This is a genomic window from Stenotrophomonas sp. JAI102, from assembly GCF_013409105.1.
In the GTDB taxonomy this organism is placed as follows: domain Bacteria; phylum Pseudomonadota; class Gammaproteobacteria; order Xanthomonadales; family Xanthomonadaceae; genus Stenotrophomonas; species Stenotrophomonas maltophilia_AA.
Window position 1 is genome coordinate 1,099,861 of record NZ_JACCCI010000001.1, and the last position, 21,173, is coordinate 1,121,033.

Here is a 21,173-nt window from a genome sequence, read left to right on the forward strand (position 1 = left end):
CCAGCGCACTCATCGCGGCACCCCACCACCATCTTCATCCAGATCACCGAGGTCATTGATGGGCTGCGGCGTTGGTGGATCCGACCATGCCGAACAACCACTGGCGTTGCATGCGCGAATCACATGGCTCGGCGCGCAGTAATTCGAGGAGTTCTGAGGCGAGGACACAGACGTTGCGGGGCCGTCGTACTGAAGACTTCCGCCGGGCACCTGCAATTGGTAAGAGGTGGCGCCCACACTGGCCGCCCACTTCATATCGCAGCGCTGCTTGGAAAGGCGGGCGATACGCCAACGGGTCTGCAGCGAATACGTGATCTGGGGCGTTGCAGGCGGCGGCGTAGAGACAACGCTGGCAGTGTTGGAGTAGCCACTGCAGCCTGCCTCATTGCAGGCCTTGACCTGGTAGTAGTACGTAGCGAACCCCAGCCCCGCAAGTGAGGCCTGGGTGGATCCATCGTGCTGGACACCCGTCCAGCCAGCGCCATTGACGTTCTGCTCCAGCAAGTAGCTGACCGCCATCGGAACGGGCGTCCAGCTGACCGTAACGCTGCCGTTTGAACTGCTTCCCGGCGCACTGAGCGAGGGCGCCGTAGGCGGTTGGATCACCGTCACGGCGCCTGCACCCGAGTACGGGCCCCAGCCCGCCGCATTGCCGGCGCGTACGCGGTAGGAATAGGTGCCGGTTGGCTTGCTCCCGAAACCCTGCGACGTTGACGCGTGAGACACCACCAGTGCCCAGCCACCGCCATTGATGCTCTCTTCCAGCCCGTACACGTCCGCACCAGCCACCGGCGCCCAGCTCACGGTGTAAGTGCCACCCAGGCTCGTGGCCTGAACGGAGAGGACCGGCGCGGAACCTGGCGCGTACACCACCGTCGTCGACGCCATGTTGCCGGGCCCGCATCCGGATGCATTACAGCCATGCACACCATAGTTGTAAGGACCGGCAGGCTTCGCGGTGAGGGTCAGCGTCCGCCCTTCCACGCACTGGAGCGATGCCCACGTCCCGCTGCCGATCTGCTCGGTCACGCAGTAGCTGGAAGCGCCTGCCACTGCAGTCCAGCTGAGGGCGATGGTTCCGCCCCCGGAAACGCTGGGTACACTGAGCTGGGGCGCCACCGCAGGCGGCAGTTGAACCGAAACCTTGGCCGCTGCGCTCCAGGCGCCGCAGACGGTCTGAAGACAGGCCCGAACCGTGTAGGAGTAAGTCCCGCCCGGCCTGCCTGCGGTCGACCAACTGCGCCCCGCGCCTGAGAAGACGTCGGTTGCAGTCGCTGAGTCGATCTGCTCGCGAAGCTCGTAACGATCCGCCGTGGCCGCAGCTGTCCATGACACCTCGAACGTGCCAGTTCCGCTGAAGGACGGAGCCGTCACAGTCGGCGCGGCCGGGGCGATGTACTGCGTAGCTTTCGCCACCAGGCTGCCATTGAGGTGGACATACTCGGTGCTGGTGCCTGCGCGGTAGCTGCGCTGGCGCTTGAGTAGGCCGTCATTGCCGTAGAGCGACCAGATTGATGCAGAACCATCCGACGCCAACTGCAGCAGACGACGCCCATGCATTTCATAGCGGTAGCTTTCGGCGCCGGCTGCCTGCAGCAATCGGTTACCGAAGTCGAACACGAAGGCAGCGCCGTTGCGCTTGACCATGTTCCCCTGCACGTCATAGTCCAGGGCGATGGTCGTTGCGCCACCGCTGTTCTGCACGTTCGTCATGCGATTGCGCGCGTCGTACCAGTAGCCATGGTCCTTCACGCCACCCAGCCGAGCCGACCGGATGTTGTCCAATGCATCGTAGGTGTAGCGGAACGCGCCATCTCCACCGAACGAGGGAGAATCAGCGCTCACCAGACGGTCGAGCCCGTCATAGGCCATCGTCCGAGTGCGGTCGGCATCAAGATGGTCCACGATTCTGCCCACGTTGCCATTGGCATCGTACTCATACGTGGTATCCAGTGCCCCGCCGCCGTCGGTCACGCGCGCCGGAAGCTGCCGGGCGTTCTGTGCCATCGAGTGGACCAGACCGTTGCCATAGGTGAACTGCTTCATGCCACCGTTGGGGTAGTACTGGACGTTTGAAGCATACGACCCTGCCTTGGTTGCCTGTCCAAGGCCATTGGGCGCGTAATCAACCTGGCGGCCGCTGGGATAGGTGATCGATGCCAGTGCCCCACCTGGGTCGTACGCATACTGGATGACCTCCGAGCCGATCGTCATCTCGCCGACGTACTCTGCACTGATCAATCCACGCTTGTTGTAGATATAGGAGTTGGCGGCATGCGATGTTCCGCCTTCACTCAGCGTGTAGACCTTGAGCGGCTTGCCATCCGGCGTGTACTCCCAGTTCTGGTCGCCATTGAGGTCTGGAAAGTGCAGGTTTGTTACCCGATTCCGCGCGTCATACCTGCGGATCACCTGTCGGGCCGTCGCCGCGGCAGCGCCGGCGTCGCAGCTGTCCGTCTCAGGCAGGTCCAAGCCTGCCGCACTCCACGCAAGGTTCCCAGCCCCATCGTAGGCCATCAACGTGGAACCAGTCTCAGGTTCGACGCTCTTGCACAGCAACTGATTGCCGTCGTACACATAACTCCGCGTCAGGCGCGTGCTTCCATCCTGGCTGCGGCGGGTGATGCTGCGTGGTTTGCCGAACACGTCCCGCTCAATCTCGGTCACCACTCCCTCAGGGTGAGCGATGGTCAGCGGCGCATCGGTCGAAGGCCCACCGAAGGCCTGGAAGCGCGTCGTCGTGCTTTGGCCGCGCGGGTTGGTGACACGCACCTGGCCGCCAGCCAGATAGTCGGTCAGTGTGGTCAGCAGGCCCTGTTCGCTGTCCACCGAAGCGGATCGCGCACGCCCCAACGCGTCGTACGTCGTCCACACGCCAACACTGACTGCCGGCGAGGTCGACGGCTGCGATGCGAAGGCCTGACGCCCCGCCTCATCGTAGGCGAAGCGCTGGAACCGCTGGGTAGCGCCCTGTTGTGCGGCGTCATACTCCTCGGTGACCAATGGCCGCCAGAACGCATCGAAATACACGTACTTCCGCGCGTTCCCCGTTGCCGTGGTCTGCCGCCAGTGCCCTGCCCCGATTCCATGTTCGGCTCCCGCAACCTGCTCGAACGACTGCGTTGTCTTTGCCCACGCAGTCGTGTCGCCAGTCGGCCAGTTGATACCCGAAACTCGCCCCATCGGATCGTACTCATAACCTATCTGAGTACCGACTTCATCAGTGACACTGGTCAGCCAGCCATTGTCGTCCACCAGCGCAGAGCGGCTGGTGCCGTCGGCAAAACCAATCGATTGTGGAATGCCCCGCTTCCACCCGGAAACGTTTGTCACGTTTCCGTTGCCGTCGATCACCGAAGCTACAGTACCGTCGCCGTTCCACGTGAGCCTCTGCGCCACCTTCCCATACTTCAGTATCTGCATGGGACGCATTAATTCGTCGTACTGCGTTTGCTCGACTGCAACGCCAGTCTCCGCATTGATCACTTTTGCCACACTGCCCAAGATCCAGCGCCCACGCTCATCCTGATATTCCGTCACATCTGTGCGGGAGCCGGTTGGGCTCGATTGGTTCACACGGATGGGGCGGGCCATATCATCGAAGGCCAGCATGCTGGTTTGATAGCTCACTCCATCCTGTTCAATGGCCTCCGCCACAACGGGGCGCACCTGTGCTGTGCTTGGGTCCTCACCGTTCCAGATAATGCCGAAGCGCGGCGCGAAGGGCTGGCTCACCACTTCGGTGCTGGTCATGTACAAACTGGAGCTCGACCTAAGGATGTTGCCAGCTGCATCCAAAGTACTGGATCCCAGAAGGCGTCCTTCATTCAGCGCGTATTGCGATCCGTAACGATAGCGAACCGAGGATCCATCCGGATTCTTGACACTGACAGTCTTCTCGCTCTTGCACGTCGTGCACGGATACACGCCACCCGTATCAGGGTTGCCCCAAAGTGCTTGGTAGCCGCTACCGTAGCCGTAGGACCAGGTAAGCGGCGCATCTATTCCAGGACCAGTGACCGTCTTGGAGAATAACGAAACCACATCAAAGAAGTTGGGCGTTGCGAGTTCGTAGTAGTACGATCCATTGCTTGCAGTCTTTCGTGAGCACTCTGAGGCGTGTATGCCACTCCGATAGTGACGTGCGTTGCGGAGATTGAACTCGCCCACTGCTCCCGACGGATGACCAATTACCATTGTCAGCGCAGCCGTCAACTCAGGTGGTTGCTCTCCGCATCCTGGACGTGTGTTTCCATCCCAGAGAGGCGAAGAGACGCGCAGAGCACTGGAATAGCTATACGTCCAACGGCTCCCATCTGGCTGTACCACCGCCGTGAGCCGATCAGCACCGTCCACTTGCCCGTGAGAGTACGACCACGTTCGCCCCGCTGCGGACGCAGTTGCGAGGAGATTTCCGTTATATACCAGGCTGATCTCGCGGCCGTCGCTTGACCAGATTCGTACGGGCCGTCCGTCTCCGTTGTAAGCGTACCGAACCCAGTTTCCGAAGCGATCCTCCACCCGGGTCGCCAACAGATAGATGCGCTCCCGTGAAGATCTTGCCCGCGAAATCCCTCCAAGAGACTTCTCCAACGTACCTGCATAACGCGTTGTGGAAGTGTCGAAGTAGTAAGAAAGACCCTCCGTCGTACGGACACGATATCCTTCGCCGGTCAAGCCCGACTGCATTGGAATGCAGTCAATTGCGTCCCGTTGAGAGGTTGACCACTTTCGCGCGACCCCGTCACTGGGACGGGGGGTATTTGCCTCCGCGAGCAGCATGACCCGGTCACTACCATCCGGGATGTGGATAGTATTGCCCTGCCATATGTCGGTGAGCTTGAATGCTATGTTGTAAGTAGGAGCCATTGACACGGAGCATCGGGTGTCAGGCCATGAGCCGACACCTCCGAACGTACCGGATACGTGGGGCACATCTACTTCCCAACCGCCTATTCCATCAATGTTGGCATTGAAGCTGGCCGGAGTTCCTACCAGGTCAAGCTCTACGCTAAAGCGACGCGTCAACCTTACAGGTAGGCTGTTGTTGCCTGGCAGATCGATATCAGTAGCTAAGAACTGGGTTTTCCCCGTGTAGAGGTTGACCTTCTCTCCGAAGAGATCGTCCTGCAGCGCAGTAAGGTTCTGAGCCGACTCGATGAGTTTTCGATACTCCTGATACGGCTCAATCGCCGCTGCGGGGAGAATGACTGCCCCCACCATCGCCGCAACTGCGACACGCAGTCGCCAAATTCGTACTTGCACCTACGGACCTCTCCCTTTGACCGCATACGCTCGCGCTGCCCTCAGCAAACGACGCGTCCATGCGCTTTTCGATTCGCCCAGTCTATCAATGCCCTCTCTGCGAAAAGGGAGACGAGCGTCGCAGTAGTGCACTTAGCAACATCAGGCGGTCACCCGTAGATGCAACAAAAAACCCCCGGCTTTCACCGGGGGTTTCTGTTTTCAGCCCATCGACCAACGGTCGATGGCTACCGGTCGCCGGGCAGCGCCCGCCGCCGGATCAGGCAGCGACCGTACCGGCCACTTCCTGGTAATCCTCGATCTGGTCGAAGTTCATGTAGCGGTAGATGTCCTTGCTGCTGGCATCCAGCACGCCGATGTCGGCCATGTACTCTTCCTTGGTCGGGATGCGACCCAGACGCGAGCAGATCGCGGCCAGTTCGGCCGAACCCAGATACACGTTGGAATTGCGGCCCAGACGGTTCGGGAAGTTGCGGGTCGAGGTCGAGAACACCGTCGCGCCCTCACGCACCTGCGCCTGGTTGCCCATGCACAGCGAGCAGCCCGGCATTTCCATGCGTGCGCCGGCGGTGCCGAAGGTGCCGTAATGGCCTTCCTTGGTCAGCTCCGAGGCATCCATCTTGGTCGGCGGTGCCACCCACAGCTTGGTCGGGATGTCGCGCTTGCCTTCCAGCAGCTTGGCGGCCGCGCGGAAATGACCGATGTTGGTCATGCACGAACCGATGAACACTTCGTCGATGGCCGCACCGGCGACGTCGGACAGCGTCTTGACGTCGTCCGGGTCGTTCGGGCAGGCCACGATCGGCTCGTGGATGTCGGCCAGGTCGATCTCGATGACGGCGGCGTATTCGGCGTCGGCATCCGGGGCCAGCAGCTCCGGGTTGGCCAGCCAGGCTTCCATCTTCTCGATGCGGCGTGCCAGCGAACGGGCGTCCTGGTAACCCTCGGCGATCATCCACTTCAGCAGCGTGATGTTGCTGGTGAGGTACTCGATGATCGGCTCCTTGTTCAGGTGCACCGAGCAACCGGCGGCCGAACGTTCGGCCGAGGCATCGGACAGTTCGAACGCCTGCTCGACCTTCAGCTCCGGCAGACCTTCGATTTCCAGGATGCGGCCGGAGAAGATGTTCTTCTTGCCGGCCTTGGCCACGGTCAGCAGGCCGGACTTGATCGCGTACAGCGGGATCGCGTTGACCAGGTCACGCAGGGTCACGCCCGGCTGCATCTTGCCCTTGAAGCGGACCAGCACCGACTCCGGCATGTCCAGCGGCATCACGCCGGTGGCGGCCGCGAAAGCCACCAGGCCCGAGCCGGCCGGGAACGAAATGCCCACCGGGAAACGGGTGTGCGAGTCGCCGCCGGTGCCGACGGTGTCGGGCAGCAGCATGCGGTTGAGCCAGCTGTGGATCACGCCGTCGCCCGGGCGCAGCGAGATGCCGCCACGGGTGGAGATGAACTCCGGCAGGGTGTGGTGGGTCTTGACGTCCACCGGCTTCGGGTACGCCGCAGTGTGGCAGAACGACTGCATCACCAGGTCGGCCGAGAAGCCCAGGCAGGCCAGGTCCTTCAGTTCGTCACGGGTCATCGGACCGGTGGTGTCCTGCGAGCCCACCGAGGTCATCTTCGGTTCGCAGTAGGTGCCCGGGCGCATGCCCTGGCCTTCCGGCAGGCCACAGGCGCGGCCGACCATCTTCTGCGCCAGCGAGAAGCCCTTGCCGGTATCCGGCGGGTCCATCGGCAGGCGGAACAGATCGGTCGGGGCCAGGCCCAGCGCTTCACGCGCCTTGGCGGTCAGGCCGCGGCCGATGATCAGCGGAATGCGGCCACCGGCGCGCACTTCGTCGAACAGCACATCGGACTTGACCTTGAATTCGGCGATGACGGCGCCGTCCTTCAGCGCCTTGCCGTCGTACGGGCGCAGCTCGATCACATCGCCCATGTTCATCTGCGACACGTCGAGTTCGATCGGCAGGGCGCCGGCGTCTTCCATCGTGTTGTAGAAGATCGGGGCGATCTTCGAGCCCAGGCACACGCCGCCGAAGCGCTTGTTCGGGATGAACGGAATATCTTCGCCGGTGAACCACAGCACCGAGTTGGTGGCCGACTTGCGGCTGGAACCGGTACCGACCACGTCGCCCACGTAGGCGACCAGGTGGCCCTTGTCCTTCAACGATTCAATGAACTTCACCGGGCCGCGCTTGCCGTCTTCTTCCGGCTCGATGCCATCACGCTTGTTCTTCAGCATCGCCAGGGCGTGCAGCGGGATGTCCGGGCGGGTGGTGGCGTCCGGGGCCGGCGACAGGTCGTCGGTGTTGGTTTCGCCGGTCACCTTGAGCACGGTGATGGTCAGGCTTTCCGGCACCTGCGGACGGCTGGTGAACCATTCCGCATCGGCCCAGCTCTGCAGCACGCCCTGGGCGTTCGCATTGCCCGCCTTGGCCTTTTCCTGCACATCGTGGAAGGCGTCGAACACCAGCAGGGTGTTCTTCAGCGCATCGGCGGCGATCGCACCGACGGCGGCGTCGTCCAGCAGCTGGACCAGCGGCGCGACGTTGTAGCCACCGAGCATGGTGCCCAGCAGTTCGGTGGCGCGCTCGCGCGTGATCAGCGGATTGACTTCGCTGCCCAGGGCGATCGCGGCCAGGTACGAGGCCTTGACCTTGGCAGCGTCATCGACGCCGGCCGGCACGCGGTGGGTCAGCAGTTCCAGCAGGAACTCGGCCTCGCCGGCGGGCGGGTTCTTCAGCAGTTCGATGACGTCGGCCGTCTGCTGGGCGCTCAGCGGCAGCGGCGGGATGCCAAGCGCGGCGCGCTCGGCTACGTGGTGGCGGTAGGCTTCCAACATGACAACTCCCGGGTGATTCTTTGAAAGAATGCGGTTTAAAAGTATGGGCTCAGGCGTGCGGCACGATCAGCTTCAGGCCCTTGAAGTAGTCGCGGTAAAATTTGTCGTTCCAGGTGATCAGGCCGTCGCACTGCAGCAGTGCATGCGACCCGACCATGAATTCATCCAGCCCGCGCGGTTTGGCGCCGCGCTGCCGGTGGCGGCGATGCATCTCGCCGGCGCGCAGGGCCGATTTGGCCTCCAGTGGACTGAAGTGGACGCCCATTTCCTCGAGCGCCTCCTGCACTTCGGCGCCGCCGCGCAGCGATGCGCAGATCTCGGCCAGGGTCACCCCGCAGATCACCACGCGGCCGCCGACCAGGCTCTGGCGCAGGCCGGCTTCGACTGCGTCGGCCTGCGGACCATTGCTGAGCAGCTCGATCAGGACCGGTGAATCGACGGCGATCATCACGCGCTCATTCCTCGTCGCGGACCGCGCGCACGGCCGCTTCGGCCGAATCGAAACCATCCAGCGCGAATTTGCCGCGGGCACGGGAGATCGCATCGTCCACGCTCTTGCGCAGGATGATGCGGCTGCCTTCGAGCTCCACCTTCAGCTGCGTGCCCTTGGTCAGGCCAAGCGCATCACGGACCGCCTTGGGCAGGGTGATCTGCCCGCGCTCTGCAACGGTAGCTTCCATCGGTACGCCCTCCAAAGTATGCACAAATTATACATACTTCCGGGGGCATACTTCCATCGGAGTACTGATCTGGCCGCCAAGACCGTTGGCACAGAAAGGATCTGTCTCATCCATGACACGAGGGATACATATCTCCGTGTAGCCTGAGACCAACTGCCGCAGGTGGCATCCGGCTGAATCGTTCATACTCGGAGCGATCGCCGGCCTACCGGTCAGCGGCGAACGCAAGCAGGTCTGCCTCGGGCGGGCCACTGCAAGCCATCCGCAAGAGGAGTCACCCGCAATGAGCGATTCGTTCTCCACCCGCAGCCAGCTGGACGTCGGCGGCACGACCTACGACTATTTCAGCCTGCCCAAGCTCGGACAGACGTTCGACATCTCCCACCTGCCCTACTCGATGAAGATCCTGCTGGAGAACCTGCTCCGGCATGAGGATGGCGGTGTCACCGTCGGCAAGGACCACATCCAGGCCGTGGCCCAGTGGGATCCCAAGGCCGAGCCGGACATCGAGATCGCCTTCATGCCGGCCCGCGTGGTGCTGCAGGATTTCACCGGCGTGCCCTGCGTGGTCGACCTGGCCGCGATGCGCGATGCGGTGGTCAAGCTCGGCGGTCGGCCGGAGCAGATCAATCCGCAGATTCCCTCCGAGCTGGTGATCGATCACTCGGTGCAGGTCGATGTGTTCGGTACCCCGGACGCGCTCGATCTCAACGGCAAGATCGAATTCCAGCGCAACCAGGAACGCTATGGTTTCCTGCGCTGGGGCCAGAAGGCCTTCGATAACTTCAAGGTGGTGCCGCCCAATACCGGCATCGTCCACCAGGTCAACCTGGAGAACCTGGCCCGCGTCGTCATGACTGCGGACAAGGATGGCAACGCAGTGGCTTATCCGGACACCGTGTTCGGCACCGACAGCCACACCACCATGATCAACGGCATCGGCGTGCTGGGCTGGGGCGTCGGCGGCATCGAAGCCGAGGCGGCCATGCTCGGCCAGCCGTCGTCGATGCTGATCCCGCAGGTGGTCGGCTTCAAGCTGACCGGGCGCATGCCCGAAGGCGCCACCGCCACCGATCTGGTGTTGACGGTCACCCAGATGCTGCGCAAGCACGGCGTGGTCGGCAAGTTCGTCGAGTTCTTCGGCGAAGGCCTGCAGCACCTGCCGCTGGCCGACCGCGCCACGATCGGCAACATGGCCCCGGAATACGGCGCCACCTGCGGCATCTTCCCGATCGACGAAGAGTCGCTGACGTACCTGCGCCTGTCCGGCCGCAGCGAAGCGCAGATCGACCTGGTCGAAGCCTATGCCAAGGCCCAGGGCCTGTGGCACGACGCCAACACCGCGCACGCCAGCTACAGCGCCACGCTGGAACTGGACATGGGCCAGGTCAAGCCGTCGCTGGCCGGCCCGAAGCGCCCGCAGGACCGCGTGCTGCTCGAAGACGTCAAGCAGAACTACCGCGAGAACCTGGTCGGCCTGACCACCAACCGCGACAAGCGCAACGATGACGTGTCCACGTTCGTCAACGAAGGCGGCGGCGCGGCGGTCGGCAACGAGCAGCTGGCGAAGGGTTACAGCGACGTGGAGCTGGAGGGCAGGAAGTTCCGCCTGAAGGACGGCGCGGTGGTCATCGCCGCGATCACCTCGTGCACCAACACCTCCAACCCGGCGGTGATGATCGGTGCCGGCCTGCTCGCCCGCAACGCGGCGGCCAAGGGCCTGGACCGCAAGCCGTGGGTCAAGACCTCGCTCGGCCCGGGCTCGCGCGTGGTCACCGATTACCTGGAAAAAGCGGGTGTGCTCACCGAGCTGGAAAAGATCGGTTTCTACGTGGTGGGCTATGGCTGCACCACCTGCATCGGCAACTCCGGCCCGTTGCCGACCGAAGTGAGCGCCGGCATCGCCGCCGGTGACCTGGTGGTGGCCTCGGTGCTGTCGGGCAACCGCAACTTCGAAGGCCGCGTGCACCCGGAAGTCAAAATGAACTACCTGGCCAGCCCGCCGCTGGTCGTCGCCTACGCCATCGCCGGCACCACCGACATCGACCTGACCACCGAGCCGCTGGGCACGGGCAGCGATGGCCAGCCGGTGTACCTGCGCGACATCTGGCCGAGCAACAAGGAAATCGGCGACGTGATCGCCGCGACCATCGGGCCGGAGATGTTCAAGAAGAACTACGCCGACGTGTTCAAGGGCGACACCCGCTGGAACACCATCAAGTCGCCCGACGGCGATCTGTATGAGTGGGACGGCAGTTCGACCTACATCAAGAACCCGCCCTATTTCGAGGGCATGACGATGGACGTCGGCCACATCGACGACGTGCATGGCGCCCGCGTGATGGGCCTGTTCGGCGACTCGATCACCACCGATCACATCTCCCCGGCCGGCAACATCAAGAAGGATTCCCCGGCAGGCCGCTTCCTGCAGGAACGTGGCGTGCAGCCAGCCGACTTCAACAGCTACGGCAGCCGCCGCGGCAACGATGACGTGATGGTGCGCGGCACCTTCGCCAACATCCGCATCAAGAACCTGATGTTCGGCGGCGAAGAAGGCGGCAATACCCTGTACTTCCCGAAGGACGGGGGCGAGCCGCAGAAGCTGGCGATCTACGATGCGGCCGTCAAGTACAAGGCCGAGGGCATCCCGCTGGTCGTGTTCGCCGGCAAGGAATACGGCACCGGCTCCTCGCGCGACTGGGCGGCCAAGGGCACCAACCTGCTGGGCGTCAAGGCGGTGATCGCCGAGAGCTTCGAGCGCATCCACCGCTCCAACCTGGTCGGCATGGGCGTGCTGCCGCTGCAGTTCAAGAATGGCGACAACGCGCAGAGCCTGGGCCTGGACGGCTCGGAAGTGGTGGACATCACCGGCCTGCAGGATGGCGCCAGCAAGTCGGCCACCCTCACCGCGACCCGGGCCGACGGCACGAAGAAGACCTTCGAGGCCCATGTGATGCTGCTGACCCCGAAGGAAGTGGAGTACTTCAAGCACGGCGGCCTGCTGCAGTACGTGCTGCGTCAGCTGGCGGGCAAGAAGTAAGCCAGCCGCCGCGTTGCCGGCGGCACCGGGTCACGCCCCCGCGGTCGTGACCTCCCGGTAGCCCACGACCGTTGGTCGTGGGCAGGAACCGCACATGTCGCAAACAACGCGCTCCGCTGCCCCGCCTCCCCCTTTCTTCACCGGCCCTTCGCCTTTTCCATTCGGGACGGTATGCTGCCGAGGCATGAAACGGCGGATACTCTCCGTCATCGCATCACATCATCCACGTTTCCTGGAGGGGGAATATGAGTCTGGAACGACCCTGGCTGCAGAGTTATCCCAAAGGCGTACCCGCCGAGATCGACGTCAACGAGTTCCAGTCGGTTTCGGCCGTCTTCGACACCTCGGTGGCCAAGTTCCGCGACCGCCCCGCCTACTCCAGTTTCGGCAAGGTCCTCACCTACGGGGAAACGGACGCGTTGGTCGAACAGTTCGCCGCCTACCTGCTCGGTGAACTGCAGCTCAAGAAGGGCGACCGCGTCGCCCTGATGATGCCCAACTGCCTGCAGTACCCGATCGCCACCTTCGGCGTGCTGCGTGCCGGCCTGACCGTGGTCAACGTCAATCCGCTGTACACCGCCCGCGAGCTCAAACACCAACTGGTGGATTCCGGCGCGGCCGTGCTGGTGGTGGTCGACAACTTCTGCGATACCGTGCAGCAGGTCATCGCCGATACGCCGATCAAGCAGGTGGTGACCACCGGCCTGGGCGACATGCTCGGCGCCAAGGGCATCGTGGTGAACTTCGTCCTGAAGTACATCAAGAAGATGGTGCCCAACTACAGCCTGCGTGGCGCGATCCGCTTCAACCAGGCACTCAAGCTGGGCAGCCGCCACACCCTGCCCAAGGTCGAGATCGACCACGACGACGTCGCCTTCCTGCAATACACCGGCGGCACCACGGGCGTGGCCAAGGGCGCGATGCTGACCAACCGCAACCTGGTAGCCAACATGCAGCAGGCCTCGGCCTGGATCTCCGCCTCGGGGATCGAGATGGGCAAGGAGGTGATCATCACCGCCCTGCCGCTGTACCACATCTTCGCGTTGACGGCGAACGGCCTGGTCTTCATGAAGTTCGGTGGCTGCAACTACCTGATCACCAACCCGCGCGACATGAAGGGCTTCGTCAAGGAGCTCAAGGCGACCCGCTTCACCGCGATCACCGGCGTCAACACGCTGTTCAACGGCCTGCTCAACACTCCCGGCTTCGAAGAGGTCGATTTCTCCTCGCTCAAGATCACCCTGGGCGGCGGCATGGCGGTGCAGCGCGCCGTCGCCGAGCGCTGGAAAAAAGCCACCGGCGTGACCCTGATCGAGGCCTATGGCCTCACCGAGACCTCGCCGGCCGCCTGTATCAATCCACTCAACCTGGCCGAGTACAACGGCGCCATCGGCCTGCCGATTCCCTCCACCGATGCCTGCGTGAAGGATGACGCCGGCAAGACCCTGGCCGCCGGCGAAGTCGGCGAGCTGTGCATCAAGGGCCCGCAGGTCATGAAGGGCTATTGGCAGCGCCCGGAGGACACCGCCCAGGCGGTCGATGCGGAAGGCTGGCTGCACACCGGCGACATGGCGCGGATGGACGAACAGGGCTTCTTCTTCATCGTGGACCGCAAGAAGGACATGATCCTGGTGTCCGGCTTCAACGTGTACCCCAATGAGGTCGAAGACGTCATCGCAATGATGCCAGGCGTGCTCGAAGTCGCGGCGGTCGGCGTGCCCGATGACAAGTCCGGCGAAGTGGTCAAGGTGGTCATCGTCAAGAAGGACCCGAACCTCACCGCCGAGATGGTCAAGGAGCACGCGCGTGCCAACCTGACCGGCTACAAGCACCCGCGGATCGTGGAGTTCCGCAAGGAACTGCCGAAGACCAATGTCGGCAAGATCCTGCGCCGCGAACTGCGCGATACGCCCGCGCCGTAACGGTTCCCCAACGGTTTCATCTTCACAGGGCCCCTGCCGGCAACGGCGGGGGCCTTTTGCGTTGCGTGAGATGGCGGGGGTGTAGGATCGCGGCGTGTGGACCCGTCAGGCCCGCCGCCCACCGTCCTCCCAGCGGGCCAGCCTCCGAGGAAATCGCCATGAGCACCATTGAAAAGCTGCCCGTCAACCACCGCTACGCCACCATCCGCACCGAGACCACGGGTAACGACGACGCCCATTGGCTGTACATGCATGCCGATGCCGCCAGCGGCATCCGACCGTGCTGCCGCAAGGACATGCTCGATGAAATGTGGACGTTCATGAGCGCCATCACCCGCACCCCGGCCGAGCGCAACAGCGGCAAGCTGCGCCATTTCGTGCTCGCCTCCGATGCGAACGCGTACAACCTGGGCGGCGATCTGGACCTGTTCACCCGCCTGATCCGCGAGGGCAACCGCGACCGCCTGCTGACCTACGCGCAGCGCTGCGTGGAAGGCGTGCACCACCTGCACACCGGCTTTGGCGGCGACGTGCGTTCGATCGCACTGATCCAGGGCGACGCGCTGGGCGGTGGCCTGGAGATGGCGCTGGCCTGCCACACCATCGTGGCCGAGGAAGGCTGCGGCATGGGCCTGCCGGAAGTCCTGTTCGGGCTGTTCCCGGGCATGGGGGCCTACTCGTTCCTGTGCAAGCGCGTGGCGCCGCAGCTGGCCGAGAAGATCATCCTCGACGGCCGCGTGTATTCGTCCGAGGAGATGCATGCGATGGGCGTGGTCGATGTGCTGGTGCCTAAGGGCCAGGGCGTCAAGGCGGTCGAGGACCTGATCCGCCAGCACCAGCGCATTCCGCATTCCTACCTGGCGATGAATGCCGCACGCAACCTGGCCCAGGCCGTGCGTTACGACGAGCTGCTGGAAATCACCAAGGTGTGGGTGGACTCCGCGCTCGCGCTGGGCGACAAGTCGCTGCGCACCATGGATCGCCTGATCAAGGCCCAGACCCGCCGCGCCACCCTCGACGTCGCCTGAGTCACCCCCCTCCCCTGTGTTGTTCAAGCCCGGCGGCCGCCGGGCTTTTTTTCAGCGCATGTCGCCGCCGTCGTCCGCCTGGCCCTGGGTCCGGCGCTGCGCACGCGCGTCCAGGGCCTGCCGGCCTTCCTTGATCCCGGCCTGCAGCAGGGTCACGCGCTGCCGCCATTCACTCTTGAGCTGCCAGTCGGCCATGCGCATCAGGTCGCCGGCACGATTGGCGACGCGGACCAGACCGAGATTGCTGGCCACGCCCTTGATCGCGTGCGCCTGCTCACGGAAATGGACCCAGTCGCTGCGCTCCCCATCGGCCAGTGCGACGCCGACGCACTGCTCGGCATCGGCCAGGCATTGGCGGATGAACTCACGTTCGAAGCCCTCGCCCATGCCAAGCGAGGCCAGCTCGTCGAGCACGCCCGGATCCAGCACGCCATCAAGTACGGTGGCGGTGCGCACGATCGGCGCACTGGCCTTGAGCTGGCCGTTGGAGGCGATGTCGGCCAGCACGTCCAGCAGCCGCACCGCGACGACGGGCTTGGCCAGGAAGGTATGCGCACCGGCCTGGGTGCAGCGCTGGATCGCCTCGGGGGTGACATCGGCGCTGAGCACCAGCACCGGCGTGCGCGGACCACCACCGGCCTGCATCACGCGCAGCTCCTTGAGCATGTCCAGGCCACTCATGCCGGGCATGTGCAGATCGACGATGGCCGCATCGAAATCGCTCTCGGCCATCGCATCCAGCACTGCTTCGCCACCGTTGACGCACAGCACCTTGTGGCCGGCTTTCTGCAGCAGCCGCTGCAGCACCATCCGGTTGGCCTCGTGATCGTCGGCGACCAGGATGTGCATGCTGCGCACGCGCGCGCGATGGCGCAGGAAGGGATCGGCGAAGGCGATGACATTGCCGTTGCGGTCCGGCAGCCCGTCGCCGACCAGGGCCGGGGTGACCGTGCCCAGTGGCACGCGCGGCGGCGCGAACGGCAGCTCGAACCAGAAATGGCTGCCCTGCGGCGGATTCTCTTCGTAGCCGATAGCGCCGCCCATCGCCTCGACCAGGCCCTTGGCGATGGTCGTGCCCAGGCCGGTGCCTTCGTGGCGGCGCGCCATGCTGACGTCGGCCTGCTCGAATGCCTCGAACAGCCGCGGGCGCATTTCCGGCGCGACGCCGATACCGGTATCGAGGATGTCGAAGCGCAGGCGCACCCCGCTGTTGGATTCGGCATGCAGCACCGCGACGCGGATCTCGACCCGGCCGTGGTCGGTGAACTTGACCGCGTTGCCCGCGATATTGAGCAGGATCTGGCGCAGGTGACCGAGATCGCCGCGCAACAAGGGCGGCACGGTATCGGCGACCTTGACCCGGTAGTCCAGCCGCTTGGCCTTGGCCTGCGGCAGCAGGATCAGCCCGATCGCCTGGATCACATCGGCCAGCGCGAAATCCTCGGCGGTGACGCGCAGCTTGCCCGCTTCGATCGCGGAGATGTCGAGAACTTCCTCGACCAGCGCCAACAGGCTGCGCGAGGAGGCCTGGATGGTGTTGACGCACTCACGCTGCTCGTCATCGAGCTTGGTCGTGGCCAGCAGCTCTGTCATGCCCGACAGGCCGTTGAGGGGCGTGCGGAACTCATGGCTCATGTTGGCCAGGAAGCGGCTCTTGGCCTCGTTGGCGCGGCGCGCCTCGGCCATGGTCCGGGTCAACTGGCGCAGCAGCGTGGAGAAATACAGCGGCACCGCCGCCAGGCCCAGCCACAGGCCGAACGCCAGCCGGGCATTCTGCTCCCAGTACGGCGTGAGCAGCGCGGTGCTGCCGAAGCTGACCATGGCCATCGCCACGGCCACGTACAGATAGTTGTTGCCGTAGCGCATGCCGTTGCCGACGGTCACCCACATCACCACGATGTAGACCCAGGCCAACGGCTCGCCCATCTGCACCATGCCGGCGGCAATCAGTCCGTAGTCGGCGAGCATGCCGGCCACGCGGCGCGGATCCGAGCGCCCCGGCCGCCACAGCAGCCAGCCGAACAGCCCCAGCGACAGCGTCAGGCCGGTCAGCACGATCGCCAGCACGCCGTGGTACTGCGCCGGCGGCAGGTCGTGGCGGGGTCCCGGCATCAGGACATACAGCAGGATCAGGGTGATCAGCACGATGCGCACGATCGCCTGGCCGTGCTCGGTGTCCGGGCGCTGCGCCAGACGTTGCTTCAGGCGCGGGTACAGACGACGCATATCACATCCCCGGGCGGGATGACGCAGTGGAGTGCTGTGCGCAGATCTCGTCAAGCTGGAGGCGGCCGCGCAGCAGGGCATCGACGCAGCGCGGATCGAACAACCGACCACGCTGGGCGTACAGATAAGCCAGCGTGGCTTCCATGGTCCATGCTTCCTTGTACGGACGGGGTGAGATCAGGGCGTCGAACACGTCGGCCACCGCCACGATCCGCGCTTCCAGCGGAATCGCATCGCCGACCAGGCCATCGGGGTAGCCGCTGCCGTCGTAACGCTCGTGATGGCGCAGCGCGATCAACGCACCGACCTGGATGAAACGGTTCTGGCTGCCGCTCAGCAGTTCATAGCCGATCCGCGGGTGCCGGCGCATGATCGCCTGCTCCTCGTCGTTCAACTTGCCCTGCTTGAGCAGCACGGCATCGGGAATGGCGATCTTGCCCATGTCGTGCAGGGGCGCGGCCATCTCGATCAGCTTGACCTCCTCTTCCGGCAGCCCGAGCTGCTCGGCGATCAGGCCGGCGACATGCGCCATGCGCTCCAGGTAGGCGCTGGTGCCGGCATCACGGAACTCGATCGCCCGCGCCAGCCGCGACAGCGTCTCGCGCTCGCGTTCCTCGACCTCGTGCATGCTGGCCAGCAGCCGCTGCTCCAGCGACAGCGCGCGCTGCTTGACGTTCTCCGACTGCTGGCGCAGCTGCAACAGGTTGTAGCAGCGCGCGCGCAGTTCCCGCGGGCGGATCGGCTTGACCAGGAAATCGATCACCCCGGCCTCCAGCGCGGCCTGGCGGACCGGCTCGTCGCCGACCACGGTGATCAGGATCACGGGAATGTCGCGGTGCTTGGGCAGGCGACGGAAACGGCGGGCGAACTCCAGCCCGTCCATCTCCGGCATGCGGTAATCCAGCAGCAGCAGATCCACCGCGTGCGACTCGCACCAGGCCAGCGCCGTCAGCGGATCGCCGAAGTCGTGCACGGACAGTTCCGGCGCGATGTCCTCGATGACATGGCGCAGCATGGTACGCGCGGACGTCTGGTCGTCAACGATGACAATATTCAAGGCTGCTTCTGCCTTCTTCCTTGACCACACTGGAACATGCTGCGGAGAGAATACTCCGCCGCTCAGCACACTGGCACCTTGCATGGGTCCGCCTCCCGTCATGAACACCCCAGTTCATGATCGTCGTCACAGTGTGATGCCGGTGTCGGCATCCCCCTGCGACCCGTCATGGTCTGTGGCCAACACGCATAGCGCCTGTTAAAGCCACGCAGAAACCATACTCGCGCGGCCACGGGAGCGGAACCCCCATCCGGACGTGCCCCAAGCACGCCCGGACGCAGGTCTCAGTTTTCGGGACGCATATACGGGAACAGCAGCACGTCACGGATCGAGCTGCTGCCGGTCAGCAGCATCACCAGGCGGTCGATGCCGATGCCCAGGCCGCCGGTCGGGGCCATGCCGTACTCCAGCGCGCGGATGTAATCGGCGTCGTAATGCATGGCCTCGTCGTCGCCGCCTTCCTTCGCCGTCACCTGGGCCTGGAATCGGGCCGCCTGGTCTTCCGGGTCGTTCAACTCGGAGAAGCCGTTGGCCAGTTCCTTGCCGTTGATGAACAGCTCGAAGCGGTCGGTATAGCCCGGCTGGTCGTCGTTGGCACGGGCCAGCGGCGAGACTTCCACCGGGTGGTCGGTGATGAAGGTCGGCTGGATCAGGGTGTGCTCGACGGTGGCCTCGAAGATCTCCAGCAGCAGCTTGCCCCAGCCGTAGGACGGCTTGATCCGGATCTTCAGGCGCTCGCAATGGGCGGCCAGCGCATCGCGGTCAGTGCAGTCGGCCGCGCTGATCTCCGGGTTGTGGTGGCGCACCGCCTCGTCCATGCGCCAGCGGCGGAAGGCCGGGGCCAGGTCGATGGTGGCGCCATCCCACTCCACCGTGGTGGTGCCCAGCACCTTGCTGGCCACGTCACGGATCACGCCTTCGGTCAGGTCCATCACTTCGGTGTACGTGGCGTAGGCCTCGTACAGCTCCATCATGGTGAATTCCGGGTTGTGGCGGGTGCTGACGCCTTCATTGCGGAAGTTGCGGTTGATCTCGTACACGCGCTCCAGCCCACCCACGACCAGGCGCTTGAGGTACAGCTCCGGGGCCACGCGCAGGTACAGATCCAGGTCCAGCGCGTTGTGGTGGGTGGTGAACGGCTTGGCCGTGGCGCCGCCGGGGATGTAATGCATCATCGGCGTTTCGACTTCCAGGAAGTCGCGGTTGTCCAGCCAGGCGCGCATGGCGCGGATGATCCGCGAGCGCTTGATGAACACTTCGCGCGACTCCGGGGTCACGATCAGGTCGACATAGCGCTGGCGATAGCGCTGCTCCACGTCGGCCAGGCCGTGCCACTTGTCCGGCAGCGGGCGCAGCGACTTGGTCAGCAGGCGCAGGCTGGTGGCCTTGACCGACAGCTCGCCGGTCTTGGTCCGGGTCAGCCCACCCTCGACGGCGATGATGTCGCCCACGTCCCAGCCCTTGAAGGCGGTGTAGGCATCGCCCAGGGTGCTGCCCTGCAGGAACAGCTGGATGCGGCCGGACTCGTCCTGGATCTGGGCGAAGCTGGCCTTGCCCATCACGCGCTTGGCCATCAGGCGGCCGGCCATCTTGACCTGGCGGCCACTGGCTTCCAGTGCTTCGGCGGTCCACTGTTCGGCGTCGGCGAACTCGGCCTGCAGGGTGCCGGCGAAGTGCTCGCGGCGGAAATCGTTCGGGTAGGCGATGCCCTGCCCGCGCAGGGCGGTCAGTTTCGCGCGGCGCTCGGCGATGAGGCTGTTCTCGTCGACGGGGGGCTGCGGCGCGGCGGTCTGATCGTTCATGGCGTGGGTCTATGTATGTCGGGGGGAGGTACGGTCCCCGCCATCATGCCGATGGTCGGGGCGGATTGCGAAACCGGGCGCGGCCCGGGCACAACGGATCGGGGCCGCGCGTGGCGGCCCCGACGGTCAGGCGTCGGTGCGTTTGGCACCCACGGCCAGGCCGGACTTCAGGCTGGCTTCGACGAATTCGTCGAGATCGCCGTCCAGCACCTTCTGCGTATCGGAGCGTTCGATGCCGGTGCGCAGGTCCTTGATACGGCTCTGGTCGAGCACGTAGTTGCGGATCTGGCTGCCCCAGCCGATGTCGGACTTGGTGGCTTCCACCGCGTCGCGCTCGGCGTTGCGCTTCTGGATTTCCAGCTCGTACAGCTTGGCGGCCAGCATCTTCATCGCGTTGTCGCGGTTCTGGTGCTGGCTGCGGCCGGTCTGGCAGGCCACGACCGTGTTGGTCGGGATGTGCGTGATACGCACCGCCGATTCGGTCTTGTTGACGTGCTGGCCACCCGCGCCGGAGGAGCGGTACACGTCGGTACGCAGGTCGGCCGGGTTGATATCGATCTCGATGTTGTCATCGACTTCCGGCGACACGAACACCGAGGTGAAGCTGGTGTGGCGGCGGTTGTCCGAATCGAACGGCGACTTGCGCACCAGGCGGTGCACGCCGGTCTCCGTCTTCAGCCAGCCATACGCGTAATCGCCTTCCACGCGCAGCGTGGCCGACTTGATGCCCGCGACGTCGCCGCCGGAGACTTCCATCAGTTCGGTCTTCCAGCCGCGCGATTCGCACCAGCGCAGGTACATGCGCAGCAGGATTTCGGCCCAGTCCTGGGCTTCGGTACCGCCGGCACCGGCCTGGATGTCGACGAAGGCCGCCGCGGTATCCATCTGCCCGGAGAACATGCGCTGGAACTCCAGCTGTTCGACGTGCTTCTGGTACTTGTCCAGGTCGCTGACCACGGCCAGGGCGGTTTCTTCGTCCTGTTCGCTTTCGGCCAGTTCCAGCAGTTCGCCCGACTCGGTCAGGCCGTCGAGGATCGTGGCGATGCCGCCGACGGTTTTGTCCAGATTGGCGCGTTCCCGGCCAAGGTTCTGGGCGTACTCGGCGTTGTTCCAGATATCCGGGTTTTCCAGTTCCCGGGTTACTTCTTCCAGACGCTCTTTCTTGGCGTCGTAGTCAAAGATACCCCCTGAGCGAGAGCACGCGATCGGTGAGATCGGTGATGCGCTGGCGGACAGGATTGAGCTCGATCATGTCGGCGATTAATGCGTGCGAAAAGACTGTCCATCATAGCCTATCCGGGGCTTGCC

General features: G+C 64.4%; 11 protein-coding genes. 3 read left to right on the forward strand and 8 right to left on the reverse strand.

Going from position 1 to position 21,173, the window contains the following annotated elements:
• Positions 1–9: 9 nt before the first annotated feature.
• From HDC96_RS05130 to HDC96_RS05145, 4 genes are all read right to left on the reverse strand, one after another.
• Entirely contained in the window at positions 10–3,753 is a 3,744-nt protein-coding gene (locus HDC96_RS05130; RefSeq protein WP_179459029.1) for a wall-associated protein, read from the reverse strand.
• Positions 3,754–5,524: 1,771 nt separating this feature from the next.
• The gene (gene acnB, locus HDC96_RS05135) at positions 5,525–8,110 is read right to left on the reverse strand and encodes a bifunctional aconitate hydratase 2/2-methylisocitrate dehydratase (RefSeq protein ID WP_179459030.1); all 2,586 of its coding nucleotides are present in this window, start codon (positions 8,108–8,110) and stop codon (positions 5,525–5,527) included.
• A 49-nt stretch (positions 8,111–8,159) separates the two neighbouring features.
• Positions 8,160–8,558 (reverse strand): type II toxin-antitoxin system VapC family toxin, encoded by a 399-nt coding sequence (locus HDC96_RS05140; RefSeq protein ID WP_176989067.1) that lies wholly within the window; start codon positions 8,556–8,558, stop codon positions 8,160–8,162.
• Between the two features lie 7 nt (positions 8,559–8,565).
• Positions 8,566–8,790, reverse strand: a complete 225-nt coding sequence (locus HDC96_RS05145) for an AbrB/MazE/SpoVT family DNA-binding domain-containing protein (protein WP_019182937.1) — start codon at positions 8,788–8,790, stop codon at positions 8,566–8,568.
• Between the two features lie 283 nt (positions 8,791–9,073).
• Between HDC96_RS05145 and acnA the strand changes: the two genes are divergently transcribed.
• From acnA to HDC96_RS05160, 3 genes are all read left to right on the forward strand, one after another.
• On the forward strand, positions 9,074–11,830 hold the full coding sequence (gene acnA, locus HDC96_RS05150) for an aconitate hydratase AcnA (RefSeq protein ID WP_179459031.1): 2,757 nt from the start codon (positions 9,074–9,076) through the stop codon (positions 11,828–11,830).
• Positions 11,831–12,075: 245 nt separating this feature from the next.
• Entirely contained in the window at positions 12,076–13,752 is a 1,677-nt protein-coding gene (locus HDC96_RS05155) for a long-chain fatty acid--CoA ligase (protein WP_179459032.1), read from the forward strand.
• 158 nt (positions 13,753–13,910) lie between these two features.
• Positions 13,911–14,780 (forward strand): crotonase/enoyl-CoA hydratase family protein, encoded by an 870-nt coding sequence (locus HDC96_RS05160; protein ID WP_179459033.1) that lies wholly within the window; start codon positions 13,911–13,913, stop codon positions 14,778–14,780.
• 51 nt (positions 14,781–14,831) lie between these two features.
• Here the strand turns inward: HDC96_RS05160 and HDC96_RS05165 are convergent, their stop codons facing one another.
• From HDC96_RS05165 to prfB, 4 genes are all read right to left on the reverse strand, one after another.
• Positions 14,832–17,006, reverse strand: coding sequence for an ATP-binding protein (locus HDC96_RS05165; RefSeq protein ID WP_179459034.1), 2,175 nt, complete (start codon positions 17,004–17,006; stop codon positions 14,832–14,834).
• Between the two features lies 1 nt (position 17,007).
• Complete coding sequence (locus HDC96_RS05170) at positions 17,008–18,147, reverse strand: two-component system response regulator (protein WP_179459035.1); 1,140 nt, start codon at positions 18,145–18,147, stop codon at positions 17,008–17,010.
• Between the two features lie 200 nt (positions 18,148–18,347).
• Entirely contained in the window at positions 18,348–19,865 is a 1,518-nt protein-coding gene (lysS, locus tag HDC96_RS05175; protein WP_179459036.1) for a lysine--tRNA ligase, read from the reverse strand.
• A gap of 126 nt (positions 19,866–19,991) precedes the next feature.
• A protein-coding gene (prfB, locus tag HDC96_RS05180) for a peptide chain release factor 2 (protein ID WP_179459037.1) occupies positions 19,992–21,117 on the reverse strand; the annotation gives its coding sequence in 2 pieces (ribosomal slippage) (positions 19,992–21,041 and positions 21,043–21,117; 1,125 coding nt in all).
• Positions 21,118–21,173 lie beyond the last annotated feature (56 nt).